The sequence below is a fragment of the Cohnella fermenti genome (assembly GCF_004801405.1).
In the GTDB taxonomy this organism is placed as follows: Bacteria; Bacillota; Bacilli; order Paenibacillales; family Paenibacillaceae; genus Cohnella; species Cohnella fermenti.
In genome coordinates this window covers 38,767-62,944 of sequence record NZ_SSOB01000005.1, presented here as the reverse complement: position 1 = coordinate 62,944, position 24,178 = coordinate 38,767, and the positions used below count along the sequence as shown (strand labels likewise).

General features: G+C 58.7%; 12 protein-coding genes. 11 read left to right on the top strand and 1 reads right to left on the bottom strand.

Translation table 11 applies throughout. The features are described from left to right. Positions 1–328 precede the first annotated feature (328 nt). Complete coding sequence (locus E6C55_RS05180; RefSeq protein WP_136368730.1) at positions 329–8,854, top strand: S-layer homology domain-containing protein; 8,526 nt, start codon at positions 329–331, stop codon at positions 8,852–8,854. A gap of 71 nt (positions 8,855–8,925) precedes the next feature. On the opposite strand, the gene E6C55_RS05175 is transcribed toward E6C55_RS05180, so the two are convergent. After that, entirely contained in the window at positions 8,926–9,888 is a 963-nt protein-coding gene (locus tag E6C55_RS05175; RefSeq protein ID WP_136368729.1) for an ABC transporter substrate-binding protein, read from the bottom strand. Between the two features lie 609 nt (positions 9,889–10,497). Here E6C55_RS05175 and E6C55_RS05170 point away from each other — a divergent pair. The 10 genes from E6C55_RS05170 (at position 10,498) to E6C55_RS05125 (ending at position 24,157) form a co-directional block, all read left to right on the top strand. After that, positions 10,498–11,874, top strand: coding sequence for an ABC transporter substrate-binding protein (locus tag E6C55_RS05170; protein WP_136368728.1), 1,377 nt, complete (start codon positions 10,498–10,500; stop codon positions 11,872–11,874). Between the two features lie 109 nt (positions 11,875–11,983). After that, positions 11,984–12,865 carry a carbohydrate ABC transporter permease gene (locus E6C55_RS05165; RefSeq protein WP_136368727.1) on the top strand — a complete coding sequence of 294 codons (882 nt, stop codon included), beginning with the start codon at positions 11,984–11,986 and terminating at the stop codon, positions 12,863–12,865. Continuing rightward, entirely contained in the window at positions 12,862–13,701 is an 840-nt protein-coding gene (locus E6C55_RS05160) for a carbohydrate ABC transporter permease (protein ID WP_136368726.1), read from the top strand. Before E6C55_RS05165 ends, E6C55_RS05160 begins: the two co-directional genes overlap by 4 nt. Positions 13,702–13,723: 22 nt before the next feature. Then, positions 13,724–15,376 carry an alpha-L-rhamnosidase-related protein gene (locus E6C55_RS05155; protein ID WP_136368725.1) on the top strand — a complete coding sequence of 551 codons (1,653 nt, stop codon included), beginning with the start codon at positions 13,724–13,726 and terminating at the stop codon, positions 15,374–15,376. A gap of 127 nt (positions 15,377–15,503) precedes the next feature. Further along, a complete protein-coding gene (locus tag E6C55_RS05150; RefSeq protein WP_136368724.1) occupies positions 15,504–16,964 on the top strand; it encodes an RICIN domain-containing protein in 1,461 nt (486 codons plus the stop codon). 222 nt (positions 16,965–17,186) lie between these two features. After that, positions 17,187–18,917, top strand: coding sequence for a sensor histidine kinase (locus E6C55_RS05145; RefSeq protein ID WP_136368723.1), 1,731 nt, complete (start codon positions 17,187–17,189; stop codon positions 18,915–18,917). After that, on the top strand, positions 18,910–20,328 hold the full coding sequence (locus E6C55_RS05140) for a response regulator transcription factor (protein WP_136368722.1): 1,419 nt from the start codon (positions 18,910–18,912) through the stop codon (positions 20,326–20,328). The genes E6C55_RS05145 and E6C55_RS05140 overlap by 8 nt, the downstream gene beginning before the upstream one ends. 200 nt (positions 20,329–20,528) lie before the next feature. Then, on the top strand, positions 20,529–21,488 hold the full coding sequence (locus tag E6C55_RS05135; RefSeq protein ID WP_136368721.1) for an ABC transporter permease: 960 nt from the start codon (positions 20,529–20,531) through the stop codon (positions 21,486–21,488). Position 21,489: 1 nt separating this feature from the next. Beyond that, positions 21,490–22,365 (top strand): carbohydrate ABC transporter permease, encoded by an 876-nt coding sequence (locus tag E6C55_RS05130; RefSeq protein WP_136368720.1) that lies wholly within the window; start codon positions 21,490–21,492, stop codon positions 22,363–22,365. 121 nt (positions 22,366–22,486) lie between these two features. Beyond that, a complete protein-coding gene (locus tag E6C55_RS05125) occupies positions 22,487–24,157 on the top strand; it encodes a type 2 periplasmic-binding domain-containing protein (protein ID WP_136368719.1) in 1,671 nt (556 codons plus the stop codon). Positions 24,158–24,178: the final 21 nt, after the last annotated feature.

The following is a 24,178-nucleotide window of genomic DNA, read 5'->3' as shown; positions in this document are numbered from 1 at the left end:
CGCAGGCGGCCCGTCGCAGGCCGAATGTCGGATTTTCCGACATTCACGCCCATCCACCCCGCATCCCCCATCTCCGCCGACAGCCCATCAACGCTCCGCCCGCCGGCTGCGCCATCGACCTGCATCATTTATACAGGCTGTCTGCAAGGTGAACGCCCCGGTCACCTTGCAGACAGCCTTTTTGTCGAGCAGGAACAACTTCCGCATCTCCGCGCGCGCCTCCCCGGGAATCTCTCAGAATCCGCGCAAAGAGTATACGTTCGTATAATATCGGTGCGGAGCCCTTCATGGTACGTTGGATGACGTATGATGAAGGAGGAGATCATCTATGGCCAGAGTAAGGAAACGCGGGGCCGTCGGCAACGTGTGGCGCAAGCTGCCGGGGTTGGCGTTGGCGCTTGTCATCGGCCTGACGGGCATTCTGCCGCAAGCCGGGGCAAGCTCCGGGGCGGCGGGACAGGAAGCTCCAACGGCGGCGCTCGCAACGGAGGAGGGGGAACTGGTAAAGCAGCCGCTCGGCATTCTGGAAGCGGTAGCTCCCGGCGAGGAGGCGGGCGAAGAGGGAGCCGGATTGTCCATGGAATCTGCAGATCCCGCCGCCCCGACGCTTGACCCGTTGCCCGCTTACACGAGCGCAAGCAGCATCGCGGTGACGGGGACAGCGGAAGCGGGAGCGCTTGTCGTCATCGCCTTGACGATCGACGGGCAAACCTATGAGCAGGACAGCGCGGAGGCGGACGAAGAGGGACGATTCTCGTTCGAGCTGCCGCTTGCCTACGAGGGCGTCTATCGGATCGTTGCGATCGTGCGAAGGGATGGAGAACCGGATGCGCTCTCGTCCGAGGCAAGCATAGAAGTGGATCGTACGCCACCGGGAGAAGTGGAGAATGCGGACTGGAAGCTTCTCTATCCGTCCAATACGGCGATTCTGCTGCAGTGGACGCCGCCGCGTGTTCGCGATGAACAAGGCGGCTGGGTAGAGGACCCGTCGGTGGTCGAATATCGGATTTACGATAGGGCGCGCAATCTGCTAAAGACGACGACGGAGAAGCAAGTCGTCTTCAGCAATCTGGAGCCGGCGACGGTTTACTCCTACGAGGTGAGGACGGTCGACCCGGTCGGTAATGAATCATCGGGACAATCGATCTATGCGGGAACTTCCCCGGAGAATGAAGTGAGGTTGGTTGACGCCGATCTGAATACCTCGGTCACTCCCGCTCTGAGCGGCGATGGCGCCGTTGTCGCCTATGTTCAGGACGAAACTCTGTATCGCATGGACACGGCAACGGGAGTCGGAACTCGGATCAGCTTGACGTCCGACGGGCAAGAGCCTGACGGATCGATCAAGGACCTGGCGATCGACAGGGACGGAACGAGCGTCGCCTTCGTCTCGAATGCCTCCAATCTGAGAGCGGAGGGGGCATCCAACGAAAGCAATGAAGGAAACGATGCCGTGTACGTCTACAGGGCCGAATCCGATACGCTGGAGCTCATCTCGAACCCGGCGTTCCGGGCAGCGAAGCCGTCGATCGATTCGAGCGGCGACAGAATCGCTTACGCCGAGGGGACACAGGTTTACTTGTACGATGCGGCAGACGGAACTCATCGTCTGGTCAGCGAAGCGCCCGACGGCTCGCCGAGCGAAGGGGCGAGCACGTCTCCCGCTATGAGCGGCAATGGCAAGCGCATCGCTTATGAGACGGAAGCGGTGGAACTGCGCGGCGTTCCCGCTATTGATAGTACGTCCTACAATGCGATCGCCGTATACGACGTCGAGGCCGGCCAGCATATCTGGCTGGAGGATAACAACGGTTTGATCCGCAATATCAGCATCGATCGGAACGGCGAATATGTTATTTTCACCAACAAGTTCGGAACCGGTTGGCCCAAGGTGTGGGCGCTCGACATGAGGGACGCCAATCGCGCGAATTGGATGACGGACACGTTCCCGGACAATCGGCCAAGCTCCGAGAGGAAGGACAAGTCGTATGAATCGACGGCGTTAAGCGGAGACGGGAACGATGCGCTTGCGAAGCTTCATGACTATAACCCGTCCGGAAGCATCTATCACTCCAGCTACACTGAGCGTCTGAACCGGGAGACCGGGGATGTCGAGGCGATAGGCAATCCCGCGCTCGGTTCGAGCTCCGCCAGCATCGACGACTCGGGCAACCGGGTGACTTATGTTCGGGAAGGCGAACTGTACACGTATTGCTATGGGGAATGCCTGCAGCGCGAGCCTGACGACAGCATCGCGTCGGTGGAGTGGTCGGCGCCGGATAACGCCAAGGTTGACGGCAGGCTTGCGCTCGGAGCCGTCGTCGCCATTCAGGCGATTGCCGAACCGGGCAAGCCGCTCGAAGCCGAGGTCACCTATCGCAAGCGGAGCGCAGGGCAGCCGGAGAAGACCGAGACCGCTTCGGTGAAAATTCCGCTAATCGAGCAGCCCGCCCTGCCCGGAGTCTACCGGGCGGAGTTCCGCGTGGAGGAGGGGATGACGGAGATCGAGGCGATTGCGGTCGGAACGGCGGGCGGCAGCGGGAGCAAGTCGGCTGCCGGATTGCCCGTCGCTGTGGCAGGCAAGCTTCTGATCGACGTGGAGACGGATTACCCGGATATGCTGGCGAGTCTGGCCCATATCGTTCTGCAAGCGAATGGCTCGGGCGCCGTCTCGAAGCCGCTTGCCGCCGGCAAGACGCATTACGAATTCGATTGGCCGGCAACGGACGATCTTGACATTCGAATCGAGGACAAGAGCAGCGGCGCCGTGTATGCCGAGCGGAACGATCTGCAAGTGGTCGAGGGCGGAATTGCTTCGGTTGCGCTCGTTCCGACGCTTGCCGCTTCCTTGGCGGTCAAGGTTCGCTACGGAGAGGCGCCCGTCGCCGCCGAGGTTGTGTTCAAGGACATGAACGGCGCGGAGATCGGACGCAAGACGGCCAGGGAGAACGGCGATGCGGCGGTGCTCGACGGAAGATCGGCGGGAGAGACGATTGCGGTGACGGTGTCGGCGCCGTCCGAGTATGTTCCTCCGTCCGAGCGAACGATTACGCTGGGGCTTGGAAGCAACGAGCTGAATGTCTCGCTGAACCAATGGAGCGACGAGGTGCGAGTCGATTCGATCCGCTATTCGCGGGAGGTCGGACCGACCGTCGGCAAGCTGCCGGTGATTGGCAGCGAGGCGACCGTGACGGCCAAGGCGCCGACCGGGCTTCCCGTTCGGGCGAAGCTGAGCAAGCGGATATCGCAGGAGGACGGCTCGCTGGCCGCCGCCGAGGAATGGATCGCGCTGACGGAGTCGGCGAAGCTTCCCGGCACGTATACGGGAACGTTCACGATCGCCCAAGGAACGGTCAAGCTGGAGGAGCTGACGCTGGAAGCGGGAGGGAAGGAGATTGCTCCGCCTTATCCGATCCAGAAGAACGTTGCCGGCCGAATCAAGGTCGCGCTCGACGTGCCCGCAGGCGCGGAATGGGCCGACAAGCTCGCTTCGGGCAGCGTGACGCTCTTCGGCACGGGAACGGCAACGTCCGGCCAATCCCATTACGAGCGGCAGAATCTGCGGTCGGGAACGCTGATGTATACGTTCGACATCCCCTTCGAGGGAATGGACTATTCCCTCTCGCTCGTGCCGGATGGGCAGCCCGTCGTGATTGCGAAGCCGGTCACGCCTTCCTTCGGACAGATCGAGCAGATCACGGTCGCCCCGCAATTCCGCTTCCAATTCCTGTTGAACGTGCAGGAGGGCAAGCAGTCGGCGGGACGGTTCAAGGCGGTTCTGCGGGATGGGGCCAGTCAGGCGATTCTGTGGGAAGCGAGCGGCTATACGGGGATGAAGGCTGCGCTGACCTTGCCGCGCCGGGCGGCCGGTCCCGAGACGCTGGAGCTCTCGATCGTGCCGGAGGACCCCGCGTTCGAGGCGCGAACGATGACGGTGCTTGCCGATGCCGTCAGCAAGACGGTAGAGGTCGAGCTGAGCCGGAAGCCGGAGGCGCTGCTGAGCGGGCGCGTCTTGACCAAGCAGGGAGCGCCGGCCAGTGGCAGCGAGGTTACGGCTACCGTTGCTTCGCAAGGCTACAGCAAGACCTACAGCACGAAGACGGACGCAGCCGGCCGTTACAGCTTGACGGTGCCGACAGGAGAAGTGACGATCAGGGCCAAGAATTCGGGCTCGGCGCTTGGCGTGTCACGGGAGATCAAGTTCTCCGCGGCAGAAGATATGCAGAAGGATCTGACTCTGGAGGAGCTCGCGAAGGTGGAGCTTAAGCTCTACACCAAGTTCAATGATACGGCCTGGCAAGGCCCGCTCGAGATGGATTGGACGACGCTGATTCACTTCCGGGTCCAGAAGTCCTATTCCGTCTTTAAAGCGGAAGGCAAGGCGGATGTGGCTTGGGTGACGGCCGGGGAGACGGTCCGCATCTGCACGGATGGCGTTGAAGCCGGCTTGCCGAGTCAGTGCCAGGAGACCGTGGTCGGCGAGGATGGCCGCGCGGTAATCGAGATTCGGCTCGAGAATGCCGGCGGACAAGCGCAGTTCCGGGCGACGAAGCCCGACGGCTCAACAATTGGCGTTTTGATGAGCAGCCTGATTCAAGTCAAGGACAATCGGACGAGCGAGCAAGTGCTGTTCGCCGATTCGGCCAAGCAGCAGTTGTTTACCGTGCCGCTCAAGGAAACCGGAAGCCAGAGGCTGATCTTGAAGGACCCCTCTTCGAATGCGTCCGCCGTTGTCGACTTCACTGTCGCTTCGGGCGGCATAACCGATCTGGGCAACATCACGCTGAATCCAGCGGGGAGCTTCTCCGGGCAAGGGAACGGCATCGAGGCGGCGTCCGATTGGGCAACGCCGAACGGGCGAATCATCGTGCGCGCGGCGTACAGCAACAACATGGGCAGCGAGTCGAATCCGGCCCGCGAAGCGGTCATGGTTCTTGAACTGCCGGAGGCGGCGGAGCTTGTTCCGGGAACGGCTGTGCTGAACGGCAAGCCCGCCCGGCCTAACGCGGTCGGGCGAACGCTTGAGATTCCGATCGGGGACGTGTCGCGGAACGAGAGCGGCAGCCTGCAACTGCAACTGCAGCTTCAAGAACGACCGGCGGCTTCTCCGCTCAGCATGATCGGCAAGATGAGATATACCGATACGACTTCTCGGGAGGATATTCTGGGGACGGCTGTCGTGGGAGTCATATCGGTGACGCTGCGAGCGCCTCGGCTTATCGCCAAGCCCCGCTTCTCCTTAAGCGGTTATGCCCCCATCGGTTCGAAAGTCACGGTGTACGACAACAGCATCTCCCTCGGAGAAGCTGACGTCTCGAAGACGGGAACGTGGGTGCTGGACGCCGAGCTGGCGGACCCGAGCGTTCGGAAGCATCGGCTTACGACCGTGGCCGACGTGGACGGAAGCCGTTCGGTCGGCGAGAGCGCGGTGATGCTGTACGATCCGGACGATGCGGGGTTGGCCTCGGTCATCATGCATCAGCCGGACGGTCGGGTTATCGAGTTCGATACGGCGAATGGAGTAGCTGTTTTCCCATATGTGGTCATTCCTACTCTTCCATTCGTCTTTGATCTGGCGTTCCGGGACGTGTCCCGAATCAAGGACGTATACGTGGATGTGGGCGATAAGATCGTGTCGGCGCAGCTTGTTGACGGCAAGTACAGAGCGATCGTTCCGTTCACCTACGCCTTCTTGGGGGCGGTCGGCATCGAATACCGGATAAGTCGGGACAGCGACGCTTCTCCCGGAGAGGTGCCGACGGAAGCGGGGTATCGCGAACAATTGCCGCTGCCGCTCGAGAACTACGAGGTCGAGTGGGCGGCAGGTCCGGGAGAGACCAATCCGGACGACTCGGTGAATACGGACGACTCCGCATCGATCCGGCTTAAGGTGAATGACTCCTTCTCTACGCAGATGAGCGTATTCGGCGAGCAGGCGCTTGGCTACGAGCCGAGCGAACGCGATCTGAAGCTTGCCGAGACATCGGGAGTTCCCGTCTACGGCTTCTCGATCAGTCGCAAGAAGACGGAATCCAAGATTACGATTCGCATCTCCGGTTACGTGCCTGCAGGCTCCGGCGCCTCTGTCGCATCCGGCGCGTCCGGAATCGCGAGCCGCAGCATTGCCGCTCTGGGGGCCAAGGAGGAACTCGCCAAGAAGACGCTCGAATTCACGATCGAGAAGACCGGCCAGGCGCTTGGCTTCCGCGATGTGATTGCGGGGGCGATGGACGCCGCCGATCCGGATAATTTCGCAAGGCGGATCAATCGGGCGATGGAGGCGGCGGAACAGATCTGTGATCCGAAGGCGAAGGAGTACTATACGAACTTCGCTTGGGAGGTCAAGACCGACAGCTTCGCGCATGAGCAGGTCAAGTTGAGCGTGGGTGCGCTTGGCACTCTGTTCGGCTCCGGGCTGTGGGGCATTGCGTTCTGGGCCGAAGGCTACTACATCGGTCAGAAGCTGGATGAAGTCTTGAACGATGAGCTGTCAGAGCTGGAGCAGCGCTTGCAGGCGTACAACAGCGAACTGGGTTGCGTGAAGAAAAAGAAGAAGCTTGATCCGGTGGCCGAACCCAAGTACATCTGGGACCCGAGCGGCTATGTATACGAAGGCATTCGGAGCAATCGGGTGCAAGGCGCGACGGCGACCGCCATGGAGCATAATCCGTTAACCGGAGAATGGAACGTCTGGGATGCGGAATGGTACGAACAGTCCAACCCGCTCACGACCGACGGCCAAGGCCGCTATGGCTGGGATGTGCCGCAGGGCCTGTGGAAGGTGAGGTACGACAAGGAGGATTACGAGACGGCCTACAGCGACGAGCTTGAGGTACCGCCTCCGCAGCTTGAGGTGAATATCCCGCTTGTATCGTATCGTCCGCCGGAGGTAACGGCTGTTGCTGCGGCCGTCGGAGGCGGATATGTGGACATTGTCTTCAGCAAGCCGATGAATGTGCAAGCTCTCGGCGACGATTCCATCCAAGTAACGGCAGCGGATGGCGCTTCGATCATCGCAGGCAACGTTCAGGCCGTTGATCCGGTCGGGGAGAACGGACAGACGTTGGCCATGACCGTGAGGTTCACGCCGGAGGAGCCGCTTGCGGACGGCGCTTACGAAGTCGCAATTGCGGGCTCGCTCGTCAGCTATGCCGGCGTGCCGTTAGGGAGCGACGAGCATCGCACGGTTCAGGTGGTCCGGCAGGATGCCACACCGCCTTCGGAAGTGAGCAAGGCTATGGCGGGAGTATCGTCGGGAACGGCGACTCTCGTCTGGGAGGACCCGAAGGAACGGGATTACGCGAAGGCGCGCATTCGCTGGCGGCCGGTCGGCGGCTCGGCCTACGGAGAGCCGATCGATGTCGCGAAGGGGAGCTTATGGGCGCAGGTGCCGGGCTTGCCGGACGCCGCAGGCTACGAGTTCCGCATCACGACGGTAGACGATTCCGGCAACGAGTCGGCAGGCGTCGGGATCGTTGTAGCGATGGCAGAGGATATGACCGCTCCTATGGCAGTATCCGATCTGACAGCGGCGGGGGCGACCGACACGACGCTTCGGCTGAGCTGGACCGATTCGCTGTCCGCCGACGTGGCCCAAATCCGGTTGAGCTGGACCGAGGCGAACGATCCGGGCCGCGTGCATGACGCGGAAGCGATGCCGGGAGCGGAAGGCTATACGATCTCGGGCTTGCGTCCGGACACCGCCGTTGCGGTAACTGCCGTCGCAGTAGACCGAAGCGGCAACGAATCGGCGGGGGCGAGCATCGAAGCGACGACGAAGCCTGCGACAGCGGGCGGGGGAGACGGCTCTCCCGGCGGGCAAGGCGGAACGGGCCAGCCTGACGGTTCTGACGACCCGGATGACTTAAGCGGCAGTGCGGAGGAGATCGAGACCGGTCCGGAAGGCGGCGTGTATACGCTCATGGACGGGCGGATTGTGCTGACTGTTCCGAAGGGCGCTTATCGGGAGGCCACGAAGCTGAAGGTTGGTCTGCCTGGCGACGAGGACCGGGACGCTCTTCCGCAGGGTTATTCGCGGATGTCCGACACTGTGGAGATTACGGCGGAAGGGGAAGCCCCGGCGAAGCCGCTGCTGTTGAGCTTGCAGGAGGACGATGGCATCGCCTCGGGCACGGACAGACGGAGATTCGGAATTTACCGGGAAAATAACGCCGCTGGAGCAAGCTGGACTTATGTTGGAGGAGTTGTGCAGTCGGATGGGGCGCGGATGGCGGTGAGCCTCTCGACCTACGGCCGGTATGCCATTCTGCTGTACGATCATCCGTTCGCTGATCTGGCAGGGCATTGGAGCCGCGCGAACGTGGACGTTCTCGTGAGCCGGCACATTCTGGACGGCGTAAGCGCCGACCGCTTCGAGCCGAATCGTGTCCTGACGCGCGCCGAGGCGACGAAGATGCTTGTGGAAGCGCTGCGGGCCGGCGGGACTGTGCCGAGCGCCGCCGCTGCGGCCGACTTCCTGGATGTCCCTGTCGGCGCCTGGTACGCATCCTATGTAGATACGGCGTTCGAGCTGGGGCTCGCCACGGGAGCGGACCGTCGCTTCCGTCCGAACGACCCGGTTACTCGCGAGGAGCTTGTCGTCTTGCTCCGGCGGTTCGCCGCACTGCAAGGCTTCGAGTGGCCGTCCGCTCCGGAGGGTGCGTTGGAAGAGCGCTTCAAGGATGCGGGCGAGCTGTCCGGATGGGCGCGGGAAGCCGTGCTTGCCGCCGTTCGGCTTGGCTGGCTGCAAGGCGCGACGCCGACCGAGCTGAAGCCGCGCGGACAGGCGAGCCGTGCGGAGGCTGCGACCCTGCTGCTGCGAGCGCTCGCGACGATCGGAGCCCTCTCGCAATAAAAACGATTAAAAACAAACACGCCATCTCGCACCGAGGTTCGGAGCTGGATGGCGTGTTTTTGGTCCAACGATTACTGGTTCATGATGTTCACGATCTTGTCGATCAACCGATCCTGCGTGATCGGATCGTCGAAGTTGTACATGCTGTCGAGCCAGTAGACGCGGCCTTCCTGAACGGCGGGGATCGTCTTCCATACTTGGCTGTCCGTCAGCTTCGTCTGTCTTGCGCTCGTCTCTTCGGTCGTATCGGAGAGCGCGAAGATCGTCGATCCGATGTAATCGGGAAGCACTTCGTCGGACACGTCGACGAACCGCTCGTCCCCGTCGATCAGCTTCTGAACGCCTGCGGCCGGCTTGAAGCCGAGCTTGCCGTAGAGCGTCGCGTTAAGCCCCTTGTTGCCCATCACGTACAGGTCCGCGCCGAGAATGAGCAGGGAAGTGGCCGTCTCTTCGCCCGTCAGGTTCAGGTACTCTTGGGCGGCTTTGGCCTTCTTCTCGTAAGCGTCGAACCATTGCGTCGCGGCTTCGCCGCGGCCGAGCAGCTCCGCGATCCGGGTGACTCGCTCTTCGGTCGGGAACGTGCCGTCGAGCCCGACGACAACTGTCGGCGCAATCTTGCTGAGCGGCTCGATGCCCGCCTCGTCCCAGTCGTCGAACAGAATCAGATCGGGCTGCATAGCGAGCACCTTCTCGGCGGAATACGGATAGCCGACATCCTCGATGCCGTCCAGCAGATCCGGATAGGCAACTTGGCTGGCAATGACGCTGAGCGAAGCGCCGATCGGCTTGACGCCGATGGCGAGCAGGTCGCCGGGATTGCTTCCGATATAGACGATACGTTGCGGCTCAACCGGCACTTCGACTTCCCGACCCTTGTAATCCGTGTACGTCTTCGTCTCGGCAGCCGGAGCGGACGACTGCGCACTTCCCGAAGGATAAACGTCGCTCGCAACATTGTTGTTCGAATTGCCGCAAGCCGCCAGCAGGACGGTCAACATGACGGCAGCAAGCAGGAACGATGCTGTTCTTCTCATTCTCAGACTCCCATTCCGTAGTAGATTGCATTCGTGATAACGGTTCTCAAGAACGGAAACATTATAGAGAATAATAGGGAGATAAGCAAGTGCGAACCCGAGATTTGTGTCGAGAAAACCGGGATTTGTGGAAAATACCGGGCGAGGCGAGAGCGCGGAGTCGGTTCAGGAGTAATCAGACTGAGCACATGGGGTAACGAGAGCCGAGATTGGTTAAGGAGAGTGGCCAGACTGCGTACATGAGGGTTCGAGCGCAAAGTTGGCTAAAGAGCGGCACTGGCTGCCACACATTGCCGGGAAAGCGCGACGGCGATCTCAAGAGCGGCACTGGCTGCCACACATTGCCGGGATAGCTCGACGGCGCCCTCAAGAGCGGCACTGGCTGCCACACATTGCCGGGAAAGCGCGACGGCGCCCTCAAGAGCGGCACTGGCTGCCACACATCGAGGGGAATGAGCTGTTGTCGCCGCCCCGACCTAAAAAATCCGGTGCCAAGCCAAAAAAGCATGCGCTTATGGCTGGCGGTGCAACCCCTTACAATGAGAGATGTCAACGAGATTCCAGCTCTTCGCTCGTCTACTTCACTCAACACATAGGGGGATTCGCAAAATGAATAATTGGAAGAAAAAAGTCGCCGGCATCACCTTGGCCTCCCTGGCCGTCGCTTCCTTGAGCGCATGCGGCAGCAACAACAATAATGACGCCTCGAGCAGCCCGTCCGCCTCCGCCTCCGCTTCCGCCGGCTCCTCGGCAACGGCGAGCGCAAGCGCAAGCACCGACACGAGCAAGCCCGTGACGCTGACGATGCTGCTGTCCGGCTCCAAGGCCGCCGACGGCGAGGACTTCGAGCTCGACACGCTGCCGAAGCTCGTCAAGGAGAAGTTCCCGAACGTGACGCTCGAAGTGCAGAAGCTGCCGGATGACCAATACTACACGGCGGTCAAGGCGAAGCTCGCTTCCGGCGAAGGTCCGGACTTCTTCACGGTGTTCCCGAAGCTGGCGAACATGGGCGCGATCGAAGTCGCGAAGGCCGGCTACGCGGCCGATCTGTCCGACCTGACGTTCTGGGATAACTTCAGCGCCTCCGCCAAGAACGACATGAGCTACGAAGGCAAGCCGTACGCGGTGTCGAAGGGCATGGACATTCTCGGCGTCTACTACAACAAGTCGCTGTTCGAGCAAGCCGGCATCACCGAGCTGCCGAAGGACTGGCCGAGCTTCCTCGAAGCGTCCGAGAAGCTGAAGGCGGCGGGCGTCACGCCGATCACGATGGGCGACAAGGACCCGTGGGTTATTCAGTTCGGCATGTACCAGCTCGCGGCCAACTCGGTGTACCCGGCCGATCCGGAGTTCGACACGAAGCTGCAGACGGGCGACACCCACTTCTCCGATGCGGGCTGGATCAAGACGATCAACCAGTACAAGGAGCTTTACGACAACGGGTACGTGTCGAAGAACTCCCTCGGCATGGCAAGCGCGCAAGCGATGCAGCAGTTCGTTGACGGCAAGGCCGCGATGATCTTCACGGGCACGTGGGACCTGCCGGGCGTGACGGCGCAAGGCGCAGCCGAGTTCGAGCGCGGCTTCTTCTCCCTGCCGGGCAACGACGCCGGTCAGCCGGTGTACGCTTCCGCCTCCACGGCGGCGGGCTACGCGATCAACGCAAGCTCGAAGAACCTCGATGCCGCGAAGCAAGTGTTCGAGTACATGTTCGACGGCTCGTCCCCGCTGTTCGAGGCGTGGGCGGCATCCAACACGTCGATCCCGGTCTACACCGGCCTGACGACGCCGAACGCGATCTTTAACGACACGCTGGCCGAGATCCAATCGACCGGCAACGCCTACTACTTCTCCAACCAGATGTGGCCGGCTGGCGTCAGCGACGCGATGCAGACGAAGTTCTCCGAGATCATCGGCGGCAAGAAGACGACGGCCGAGGACGTGGCGAAGGCGATGCAATCCAAGTACGACGAGCTGAACAAGTAAGCGAGTCCGTATAGCCACATAGAGAAGGGAGCGTCAAGGGAGGTCCGATCCTCCCTTGATGCCATTCCCGTTCCCCGGATAGGATACGAAGATAGGAGGCCACACATCCATGAATCGCGCCGTCATGACCAGAACGATGTATTTGTTCGTGCTTCCCGCGCTGATTTTCTACCTGCTGTTCTGGATCTTCCCGATTCTCAAGCTGTTCCAATACAGCGTCACCGACTACAACGGCTACGTGCAGCAGTTCAGCTACATCGGCTTCGACAACTTCAAGACGCTCGCCCATGAAGAGATTCTCGGCGTCTCGATCAAGAACACGCTTCTGTACACGTTCATCAGCGTTGTCCTCGGCAATATCATTGCCCTCGCGCTGGCCTTCTTATTAAATGCGAATATTCGAGCGAAAGGTCTGTACCGGTCGGCGTTCTACATTCCCACCTTGTTCAGCGCCATCGTGGTCGGGTTCATCTGGAGCTACATCTATATGCCCGACGAAGGACTGATCGCCTCTCTCTTGAATAAGCTTGGCTTCACCGGCATCGATACGAACTTCCTCGGCAGCTACGACAAGGCGCTCTATTCGATCATCGCCGTCGATATCTGGAAGAACATCGGCACAAGCACGATCATCTTCCTGGCGGGCTTGCAGACCGTTCCGCAGGACCTGATCGAAGCGGGCAAGATCGACGGCGCCGGTCGCTGGAGCCTCGTACGCTTCATCAAGATCCCGCTGCTCGCCACCTCCGTTACCATTAACGTCACGCTGAGCGTCATCAACGGCCTGAAGGCATTCGACTACTCGTACATCATGACGAACGGCGGGCCGGGCACGTCGACGAACACGCTCATCTTCGCCATCTACAAAATGGCGTTCACCGAGCAGCTATTCGGCAAAGCCTCCGCGCTGGGCATTATCTCGTTCGCCATCATTATCGTCATTACGGCCGCGTTCGTCCTTACTCTGAATCGCAAGGAGGTGTCCGCATGACGGACTCCGTCAGCCGTACGCGCAGCGTTTTCACCCATGTGCTCATTATCCTGATCGCGTTCGTCAACCTGGCGCCGCTGCTCATCGTCGTCTCCAGCTCCCTGCGGTCCCCCGGCAACATGACCAATCCGCTCGACTGGTTCAACGAGTTCTCGATGACAAGCTTCCGCTCCGCGTTCGAGAGGATGCACTTCCCTACGGCGCTGCTCAACAGCGTCATTCTCACGGGCGTGTCCGTCGTGTTCGTCGTTCTGCTCGCGGCGATGGCCGCCTACCCGATGGCGCGCATCCGCAGCAAGACAAGCAAGTTCCTGTACCTGTTCTTCCTGTCGGGGCTTGTCGTGCCGGGGCAGATGGTGCTCATCCCGATCATTCAGATGATCAAGGACCTGGGCATTCCGATGAACCAATACACGCCGATTCTCATGTTCATCACGTGCAGCCTGCCGTTCTCGACGTTCCTCTATACGGGCTTCATCCGCAGCAGCGTGCCCGAGGAGATGGAGGAGGCGGCGCACCTGGACGGGGCGGGGCTGTTCCGGCGGTTCTGGATTATTGTTTTCCCGCTTATCCTGCCGGTTACGGTGTCCGTCGTCATCACGCAGGGCGTCTGGATCTGGAACGATTACTTCTTCAATATGGTGTTCATCACGAAGGCGTCGGAATCGCCGATTCCGGTCGCGATGCTCGGCTTCCTCGGGGACCAGCAGAACCCGGCGCAGTGGAACGTGCTGTTCGCGGCTTGTATTCTGTGCGTGCTTCCGCTGCTTGCGGCGTTCCTGTTCCTGCAGAAGTACTTCATCGGCGGCCTGACGGTCGGTTCGGTCAAGGGATAAGGATTAAGGGAGGGCGGACAGCATGAGACAACAATCATTCATGGATCAGGCGTTCGTGGCAAAGGCGGAGCGCCTGACGCCGACGCTGCGCGAGCGTCGCGCGGAGCCGGTTCGCATCATTGAGGCGGAAGCCGAGCGGACTGCGCTGCATGGGTGGAAGGTTAGGGAGACGGGGAAGGCCGAAGCTCTTCGCACGCGGGCATTGTCCAAGGGGGACAGCTTCGTCGTCGACTTCGGCGACCATCAGGTCGGATACCTGACGTTCAAGCTTCGGTCGGAGGAGGCCCGGGCGGATGCGCCGGTGCGTCTGAAGCTGATCTTCGGAGAGATGCCCGTCGAGATCGGCGAGAGCTTCGACACGTACGACGGCTGGCTCGACCGCTCCTGGCTGCAGGACGAGATCGTGAACCTGGATGTCGTGCCGGGAACGTACACGCTGCCGCGCCGCTACAGCTTCCGCTACCTGAAGGTCGAGGTGCTGACGCCGGCCCGCAAGTTCAAGGTGGCGTTCGACGAACTGTTTGTGACGTCGGTGAGCTCGGCGGACCTGGCGGCGGTGCCTGCGCTGCCGGACAGCGTGCCGGAGGACCTGCGCGAGCTGGATCGGATCTCGGTCCGGACGCTTCAGGACTGTATGCAGACCGTATTCGAAGATGGGCCGAAGCGGGACCGCCGCCTCTGGATCGGGGACCTGCGCCTGCAGGCGCTCGTCAACTACGAGACGTTCCGCAATATGGACTTGGTCAAGCGCTGCCTGTACCTGTTCGCGGGGCTGCGGCTGCCGGGCGGCCAGGTGTCGGCCTGCGTGTATGAGAAGCCGGAGCCGTCGGCGGACGATATTTATCTGTACGACTATTCGCTGTTCTTCATCGCGGCGCTGCACGATTATTACGAGGCGTCCGGCGACCGCGCGACGCTGGAGGAGCTGTGGCCGATTGCGCTGGAGCAGGTGCATCTGTCGCTGGAGCGGCTGGACGAGCGGGGCCTCGTCAAGGACGATCCGTCGTGGTACTGCTTCACGGACTGGCACGACGATCTGAACAAGCAGGCGTCCGCCCAAGCGGTGCTGATCTACGGCATGAAGCGGGCGGTCGCGATTGCGGACTGGCTCGGGGGAGCTTCGGGGGATCGGGCTGGCAGGGAGACGGCCAGTGCCCAGGAGCGGAAGGAGGCGCAAGCGCAAGCGGAAGCCGAAGCCGAAGCCGAAGCCTATCGGAAGCAAGCGGATGCCCTTCGGAAGCAGATCGACCGGGTGTCCGCGGCAGCGCTTGAGCACCTGCGCGACCCCGAGACCGGCTTCTTCGCGAGCGGAGCGGGCCGCCAGGTATCGTGGGCATCGCAGGTGTGGATGGTGCTTGCGGACGTGCTGCCCCGCGAAGAGAACGCGGCGCTGCTCGACCGGCTGTTCGCGGACAACCCGGAGGTGCGGCCGATGACGCCGTATATGTTCCATCATCTCGTCGAAGCGCTGCTGGCAGCGGGGCGGCGCGAGAAGGCGCTGGAGCAGATGCGCGCCTACTGGGGGGAGATGGCGCGGGACGGAGCGGACACGTTCTGGGAGGTGTACAACCCTTCCGACAAGAACAACTCGCCCTACGGCAGCAACCTGATCAACAGCTATTGCCACGCTTGGAGCTGCACCCCGGCTTATCTGATCAGGAAGCACTTCCGTTGATTCGTCCTGTTTGCTTATCAACATTACAAATTTCTGTTATAAACAGTAAAAATCGGATCATGTCAAGCAGGCCCAAAATTATTATCCTCTACATGTAAGCGCTATTACATTGGAGGAGGAATGAATAATGTTGGCAGTCGGAAGAAGCAAACCGCTTGTGCTCGCCCTGTTGCTTGCGCTGATGTTCGGGCTCGTCGGCGGGCTTGGAACGGGCAAGCCGCAGGCGGCCGAGGCGGCGACGAATGCGATCAAGGGGGTGAACTGGGCGGATCAGCGGGACAACTTCGTGAACGGCGTGCTCTATGTATCCGGGCTTAGCTCGACGGATACGTATGCAAGCGCCGCGACCGTCGCCGACCGCGTCGTCGGCCAGTTCGTCTCGAAGCTTGGCGCGAATACGGTGCGGATGCCGATCAACGAGGCGACCGTGTCGAGCTATTGGAGCACGTATACCGGAGCAATCGACAAGGCGCTGACCAAGGGCAACGTTATTCTCGCCTATTGGGCGTACAGCGGCGGCAAGCCCGCGGACATGACGGCGTTCTGGAGCATGTGGACGACCGTCGTCAACAAGTATGGCGGCAATTCGAACCTGTACTTCGAGGTCATCAACGAGCCGTACGGCTACAGCAACACGGATCTGAACAATCTGTACAACGACTGGCTGACCAACTATTCGAGCGTCCCGAAGGGCAGGGTCATTCTGGACGGGGCCGGATACGCGACGAACGTATCGGTTCCCGGCTGCGATTCCCGGCTGAACGGAACGCTTCTTGCTGTTCACGATTACGCCTTCTTCGTCAGCTCCCCGTATATGAGCGAAGCGCAATGGGCCGATCATCTGAAGGGGCTTGTCGGCAGCTATTCCTCCCGCACGGTCATGACCGAGTGGGGCGCGATGATGCAGGCGGGCTACAGCTCGCGGTACAACGTGACGTATCCGCTCCAGGACTACAACACGCCGGGCGGCTCGCTCTGGACCGCCTACGTGCGGGGCATCAGCCAGCAATTGCGCGACTGGGGCATGGGCAGCGTCTATTGGCCGGGGCTGCGGGACGGCGACGGCTACAGCCTGACGACCAAGTCGGGCACCGGCTCAAGCATCGATCTGACCGTGAACAATTCGTCCGGCCTCGATCGGCTGCACTACGCCTGGGGACTCGGCTCCGACGATCCGGCGAACATCTACGTCAAGCTCAAGAACGCGGCGACCGGCCTGTATATCGACGGCATGGGGCGAACGACGAACGGAGCCGCCGCCGGGCAATACGCGGGCAGCGGCAGCGCGAACCAGCAATGGGTTCTCGTGCCTTCGGGCTACAATTACCGGCTGAAGAACGCGGCGACCGGCTTGTATCTGGACGGCATGGGGCGGACGACGGACGGCAGCGCCGCCGCCCAGTACGCGGACAGCGGCAGCTCCAACCAGACGTGGCAGCTCGTGGCTGCGGGGGCGAACGTCCGCCTGAAGAACGCGGCGACCGGCCTGTACCTCGACGGCATGGGACGCACAGCCAACGGCAGCGACCTCGGCCAGTACGCGAGCAGCAGCAGCGCGAACCAGCAGTGGCAGATTGCGGCGCCGTAATCGTATAAACATAGGCTGAATCATCCCGAACGATTCTGCCGCTCTACCGTCCGGTCCGCTTCGTCAGAGGCGGGCCGGACTTTGAATTCGCAGCGTTTTTCTAACCCCTGTGCAAATATGGCTAACTACCGATCATACCGCTTGTCGAAGAATGCGCTTACAATGACAGGGAGCGAATCTATGATATACTCAATAGCAACTACCATCCCAAGGTTGTGAAGCATGCTGCCCTACTTGAAGAGAACGCCCATTCGGACCCAATTATCGATGCTGCTGTTGTTCATTCTCGCCATCGTCGTCATCATTATTTTCACCAATTATTCCAAAGCAGCTAAGGTTGTCGAACAGAAGAACAGCGAATACTTCACCGAAACGATCCTGCAGATGAACCAGACGATTGCGTCCAATGCCGATGTCGTGAAGCGCTTGCTCCAGAACATCTCCTACAACACATCGATCGTGCAGAAGTATTTAAACGAGACAGATCCGGCAGCCAAGTTCTCGGCTTACACGCAACTGACGAGCTATATATCCGACATGATCGGGATGAAGGACGGCATCTTCGATATTGCCATATTGGGCAATGACGGCACCCCATTCAATACGAGCGGCGAGATCAACAATCTGCTTCCGTTCAAGGACGAGATTCCGGAGAAGCGGCTGTATTACTTCTTGGGACTGAAGACCATTCCGATAAACTTGAAGGATCGGAATTTTTTTGTCGCGGGAACGCGCATCTATTCAACAATCGACTTCAACAAGCAGGAAGAGATCGGGACGTTATTGATCGTACTGGACGCCGACGCGCTGCTGGGTTCTCCGGAACAAGCGGTGTACTCCAGCGGCAGCAAGGTATATCTGTTGGATCGCAAGGGCAATCTGTTCTATTCGAACGATCCGATGGCTGCATTGGGAAGCGCTTACGATGAGGGGGCTTCCGGAGGGGAAGAGAAGGATTACTTCGTCCAGAGAGGGGAGATTCCCGACATCGACGGGGAGATCATCGTGAAGCTTCCGCGAAGCGAGCTTCTTCGGGGCATCGAAGATATCCGCAAGCAAGCGTTCATGATTGTGCTGATCGCCTTGTTGCTTCTAGCCGTGCCGTATCTGCTCGTGGTCAACAACATTCTTCAGCCGTTGAAGAAGCTGATGCAGCTTATGAACGAGATCAAGCTGGGGAAGCTGGGGAATTTAAAAAAAAGGATTCAACTTCAGGGGTACGCCGAAATTATTGTCGTTGCCAATAACTTTAACCAAATGCTGGACGAAGTCGACGACTTGACCCATCGATTGATCGATAGTCGAACCAAGCTTTACGAGCTGGAGCTGGTGAAGAAGCAGTCTGAGCTGGCCTACTTGCAGAGTCAGGTCAACCCCCATTTCTTATACAACACGCTGGAATCCATCAAAGGCATGGCGGCAGAAGAAGGCGCGGACGATATTTTTAATATGACGAAGGCGTTGGCGCGCGTGTTCCGTTACAGCATAAAAGGCAAGGACAAGGTGCCGCTTGGCGAGGAGCTGCTCATTGTCCAAAGCTATATCGAGATTCAGAAGGTGCGCTTCCGCAGCCGCCTGGAAGTCGAGTATCGGTTCCCCGACGAATTGCTGCGGCTCAAAGTTCCGAAGATGATTCTGCAGCCGATTGTGGAGAACGCGATCTTCCATGGAATCGAGCCCAAGGTCGGAGTCGGATTGCTGCGGTTGGAAGCCGATCTTGCCGACAATCGGTTGTACCTGGCCATTAAGGATAACGGAGTTGGCATGGATAAACATACGCTAGAGGCATTAATGAATAACGACGCTCCCGGCACCGGGATCGGATTGGCCAACGTGAACAATCGAATCAAGTTGACCTATGGAGAAGATTACGGACTTAGGCTGAGAAGCTCGCCCGGAGAAGGGACTGAAGCCGTCGTTATCATGCCGGTTGGAGGTGAGATCGATGTATAAAGTGTTTCTGGTCGACGATGAAGAGCTTGTGATCAAGAGTTTGATCAAGAGCGTGAATTGGGGCCATTACGGGTTCGAAGTCGTCGGGTACGCATTAAGCGGCAACGATGCATTCGAGGCCATCGGGCACGTCAAGCCAAGCATCGTCTTTACCGATATCCGGATGCCCGGTATGAGCGGTCTGGAATTGATCAAGAATTTGAAGGACGCTGGGGACAGTGCGCTTCATATCGTCATCAGCGGATACGCCGAGTTCGCGTTCGCCCAGAAGGCGATGAATTACGGCGCGTTCGGATATTGCCTGAAGCCGTTCGACGAGGCGGAGATATCTGCGTTCCTGATCAAAGCGAAGGCGATTCTGGAGAAGCGCGAGCCGTCCGATCGGATCGAGCTGATCGACCTCCTAGAGGAAGACGATGAACGTTCCGGCCGCGCATTGGAGCAAGCGCTGCAATCGGCAGGAATCGATATAGGTTCGGAGCAAGGTCTCGGCATCGCCGTATCGATTGGCCCGAGCAAGCTGAGGCTGGACGACTGGAGAAGCTGCATTATCGTAAGAATGGGCTTCGCCAAGTATGCTTATTTGCTTCGGATGGGCGACCTTCGTCGGCTGCTGACCGGGCTGCAGGAGTCCGACCTGGAGGGAATCAAAGGGCTCGGATATGGGGAAGCGATTCATCGGGTCGATCGAATCAGGGACGCTGTCCATGTTGCCGAGATTCTGGCTTATCGTTACTTCACAACGGGAGACCGGGTGTCCGCCCAGACGGAAGAAGATCAGGAGAGAACCTATGCCATCAAGAAGCTGGAGGAAGCTCTTAATCGTGAAGACGGCGGTCTTATTCATAAATGGTTCGATGAGCTTGGGAGCTTGTTCGCGAGCGGGCAGTTAAACATTAAGCACGCTCTGATCGTCTATCATCTCGTGCATTCCTTCTGCTATCGGCACGAAGAGGAAGTGTACGAGGATTTCGTTTATTCCTTCGATCGGCTGGCGAGGTTGTACGGCACGGTCCGGGATATGATGCAGGAACTGAAGGGGATGCTGGAGGAGAAGCTCGCCGGAGCACAGGAGCGAGTGGTCTCCAAGGCGCAGAATCGAACGTTCAAACCGATTATCCACTATATCAATGAGCATTACCGGGAAGATATCTCGATCCCCGCTATGTCGAGGATGTTCAACATCAACGCCAACTATATGAGTCAGTTGTTCAAGAAGGAAGCGGGGATGACGTTTACGGAGTATGTAACGAGCCTGCGGCTCGAGCATGCATGCAAGCTGTTGACGGCGACGGACGATCCCATCAACGAGATTGCGGAGAGATCGGGGTACGACGATTACTTCTACTTCAGCAGAATCTTCAAGAAGATCAAAGGAATAACGCCTAGCGCTTATCGAACCGGGCGATGAAGGGAATCTCTGCCACTATGGGCAGAGATTTTTTCGTTGGTATGGAAGCTGATTAGGTACCATGGACAGAATTTAGACTTTTCTCGCAAGAAAGCGCATTCAACTCCTGCAATCCGTGCAAATTTGCCTAAGAATACAATATGTTTGCGCTTGCAGCAGTCGCGTAAAATACAGGATAGAAAGAGACAGAGGTGAGAAACATGAGCAATTCAGTCCAGACAGCCTTGCAACACAAACCGGATCCGAGACGATCGCGGAGCCCTCTAAGGAATGAAATCTCCAAGCATAAGTACCTGTACATCCTTGTCGCTCCGACCATCCTGTTTTACTTGTTGTTTACGTACGTCCCCATGTACGGTATTGTACTCGCTTTCAAAGAGTTCGATTATTCCAAGGGGATCTTCGGGAGTCCGTGGATCGGGTTCGGCAACTTCTCGAATGTGTTCGCCAACCCGGACTTCTTGAACGCTTTCCGGAACACGGTATTGATCAGCTTCGGTCGGTTGTTGATTGAATTTCCCGCCCCCATTCTGCTTGCGCTGCTGCTGAATGAGGTATCCAAGGGGAAGCTGACTCGCGTTATTCAGACGGTCTTTACCTTTCCCCATTTTATCAGTTGGGTTGTCATCAGCGGAATCCTTGTCGGGATATTCAGCAGCCAAGGCTTGTACAATCAGCTTTTATTCTTATTCGGTCTCGAGGGTCGCTCCGTGCTGACGGATGGCCCGAGCTTCACGGCCGTATTGTTCCTCTCTAACATATGGAAGGAAGCCGGATGGTCGGCCATCCTGTATCTGGCGGCCATAGCGGGGATCAACCCGGAGCTGTACGAAGCGGCAGCCGTTGACGGGGCGAATCGATTCCAGCAGATGAAAGCGATCACATGGCCGGTTGTCAAGTCTACGGCGGCAGTGCTTCTGATCCTGGCCGTCGGCAACATTATGAATGGCGGCTTCGATCAGATCTTTAATCTGTACAACCCTGCCGTATATAAATACTCGGATATTCTGGACACCTTAGTGTACAGAAGCGCATTCCAAGACGCGACAGGCTTCGGCTTCTCGACGACAGTCGGTTTCTTGAAGTCCGTGATCAATTGCGCCTTGCTGCTGGCTGCGAATTATTTCATCAAAACAGTTGCGAAGGAGGAGGGCTTGTAACATGAGAAGAGGACCCAATCTTGCCAACGTATTCATCACCATTCTTCTCGCCCTGCTGTCGCTCGTCGCCCTGTTTCCTTTCTATCAGACGCTGATGATGTCCTTCTCCACCCTTAACGATGTCGGTGCCAATCGAATTTTTCTTTATCCTGCGAACTTTGATCTGGCAGCCTACAAGTTTTTGTTTGCGGAAGGCAAAGTCACGAGGGGACTGCTCGTGTCCGGCATAGTGACCGTCGCCGGCACTGCCGTCAGTCTGATGGTCACCTCGGCAGGAGCGTACGCCTTATCGAAGAAGTCATTGCCCGGCAGAGGCCTTATGTTTGGCGGTATACTGTTTACGCTGTTCTTTAACGGAGGCTTGATTCCCTACTTTCTTACCTTGCAGAAGCTTCACTTGCAGAACAGCTTGCTTGTCATGATTCTTCCGCTGGCCGTAAACACGTTCTATCTGATCCTGATGAAGAACTTCTTCCAGACGATATCGCCGGCGCTGGAAGAATCGGCCAAGATCGACGGCGCCAATGACATTACGATTCTGGCACGAATTGTCATTCCCGTGTCCATGCCCATTATGGCGACGATGTTCCTGTTTTACGCCGTGGACCGCTGGAACGAGTGGTGGTTGCCTACGATCTTCATTAACGATACGAAGCTGTATCCGCTTCAATTGGTTCTTCGAAACGCGCTGACGAATCTGAGCGCATCGGTTGGCAACGCCTCGGCCGAGGCGTTGGTCAGAGGGACGCAGAATGCTTATGAAGGCTCCGTGCGAGGAGCCCTCATCATGATCGCCGTGGCGCCGATTCTGGCGGTCTATCCCTTCGTTCAGAAGTACTTCGCCCAAGGAATTATGATCGGATCGATCAAGGGCTAATCCGGGTTCCGGGCAAGGGTTAATTGGAGTAAAGGGTCAGGTTAAGTGAGTTATGAGTGAGTTAATAGTAGCCTTAGCTATTATTATATAAGTTGCGCACATATAAGAGGGAGGATTATGCATGAGAAACAAGAAAAGATTCGTCACGGCGATCTCCTTGCTTGCATTCGCCACGGTGTTCGCCGGATGCAGCAGCAACAATGACTCCGATTCGTCCGCTTCTTCCAGCGGACAACCGGCGTCCGAGCAGACTGCGAGCCCATCGGCAAGCGAACCGGCCGCCAGCGCGGACCCGCTGGCCAAGCCTCAGGAGCTCAGCGTTGCCATCTGGGACATTCAAGACGGATTCGACAACCCGGAAGCCAAGAACGATACGATTTATAACGATCTGACGAAGAAGCTGAACATTACGGTGAAGCCTGTTCAGATTACCTGGAACGACTGGCAAGAGAAGGAGAAGGTGTGGGCTGCGTCCGCCCAATTGCCCGATATCTTCGCGAACGCGATTGCGACGGACAATCGTTCCTTGTACAGCACATGGGCGAAGCAAGGTGTCCTTAAGGCGTTGCCGGACGATCTGAGCGCTTATCCGAATATCGCCCAAGTCATGGAACTCCCTTCAGCGAAACCGCTTACAGTTGACGGCAAGTTCTATATGGTCCCGCGTGTCGGCTTCCTTGATGGGAGCAGCGCAGGAGTCATGGACCGTCCGATTCTATATCGCAAGGACTGGGCGGCGCAGGCCGGATACACCTCCGATCCGAACAGCTACGAGGAATTCGTCGCTATGGTCAAGGCGGTCATGGCACAGCATCCCGATGCGACCGGCATCGCGATCAACAACAAGGACTACCTGTTGACCCCAATGCTTGGCAGCTTCCCGGAATTGGCGAGTATGAAGGATGCTTGGGTGAACGAAGATGGCACGTGGATTCCCGCCTTCGCTTCTGCGAAGGCTCCGGATGCGGTCAAGCAGATCTGGGAGCTGTATCATAACGGTCTGCTGGACAAGGACTTCGCGATCCAGAAGGATGCGGACGGCTTCCGCAAGTTCCTGAACGGTCAAGCGTTTATCTCGCTTGGGGGGAATATTCGAGATCCGAACAATATCGAGGCGTTCGCGAAGGCGAATCCCGATGCGAAGGTGTCGGATATCGGCTATATGAGCATCTGGCCGACGGCGGACGGGAACCGCTATAACTTCGGGTTAACGCCTTACTGGTCCGAGACGTTCTTCAGCAACAAGCTGGACGACGAGAAGTTCGACAGAGCGCTCCGACTGGTGGACTACATGATGTCCGAAGAATATTCCGCGCTGATTAGCAACGGGATCGAAGGGGTGGACTACAAGCTCGAAGACGGGAAGGCGGTCTCCCTGCTCGGAACGGAGCAGACTCTCGTGCAGAAGTATCCGATTACGAGCAAATTCGGTTATTTGGCTTCGTGGCACAGTCAATTCGAAGCGGAAGGCAAGAAGGTCGTCAACGCCAATCCGAACGTGGCTGCCATCGACACCGCAGCCAGCGAAGCATTTAATCGCTTCAAGTCGGAGAACAAGGCGTCCCCGATCAACTTCGAGATTACGCTCATGTCCACTCCGGCCAAGGATAAGCTTGCCGGCGCTCTTACACCGAACAACGGGGGAATTGTAGACGAATTGTTCAACGTCGTTCTGAGCAAATCCGACCCGGTCGAGGCCTGGAAGAAGGTCGTTAAGTCCTACGACGCCAAAGGGCTGCAGGACGCCATTACGGAAGTGAATGCAGAAGCCAAAGAGATGGGCATTCAATAAGCAATCGGCAAGGGATGCGGC

What these genes read in the sequence shown, in the direction of transcription:
- E6C55_RS05180 (WP_136368730.1), top strand. Translation starts at nt 329, where the DNA reads ATGGCCAGAGTAAGGAAACGCGGGGCCGTCGGCAACGTGTGGCGCAAG.
- E6C55_RS05175 (WP_136368729.1), bottom strand. Translation starts at nt 9,888, where the DNA reads ATGAGAAGAACAGCATCGTTCCTGCTTGCTGCCGTCATGTTGACCGTC.
- E6C55_RS05170 (WP_136368728.1), top strand. Translation starts at nt 10,498, where the DNA reads ATGAATAATTGGAAGAAAAAAGTCGCCGGCATCACCTTGGCCTCCCTG.
- E6C55_RS05165 (WP_136368727.1), top strand. Translation starts at nt 11,984, where the DNA reads ATGAATCGCGCCGTCATGACCAGAACGATGTATTTGTTCGTGCTTCCC.
- E6C55_RS05160 (WP_136368726.1), top strand. Translation starts at nt 12,862, where the DNA reads ATGACGGACTCCGTCAGCCGTACGCGCAGCGTTTTCACCCATGTGCTC.
- E6C55_RS05155 (WP_136368725.1), top strand. Translation starts at nt 13,724, where the DNA reads ATGAGACAACAATCATTCATGGATCAGGCGTTCGTGGCAAAGGCGGAG.
- E6C55_RS05150 (WP_136368724.1), top strand. Translation starts at nt 15,504, where the DNA reads ATGTTGGCAGTCGGAAGAAGCAAACCGCTTGTGCTCGCCCTGTTGCTT.
- E6C55_RS05145 (WP_136368723.1), top strand. Translation starts at nt 17,187, where the DNA reads ATGCTGCCCTACTTGAAGAGAACGCCCATTCGGACCCAATTATCGATG.
- E6C55_RS05140 (WP_136368722.1), top strand. Translation starts at nt 18,910, where the DNA reads ATGTATAAAGTGTTTCTGGTCGACGATGAAGAGCTTGTGATCAAGAGT.
- E6C55_RS05135 (WP_136368721.1), top strand. Translation starts at nt 20,529, where the DNA reads ATGAGCAATTCAGTCCAGACAGCCTTGCAACACAAACCGGATCCGAGA.
- E6C55_RS05130 (WP_136368720.1), top strand. Translation starts at nt 21,490, where the DNA reads ATGAGAAGAGGACCCAATCTTGCCAACGTATTCATCACCATTCTTCTC.
- E6C55_RS05125 (WP_136368719.1), top strand. Translation starts at nt 22,487, where the DNA reads ATGAGAAACAAGAAAAGATTCGTCACGGCGATCTCCTTGCTTGCATTC.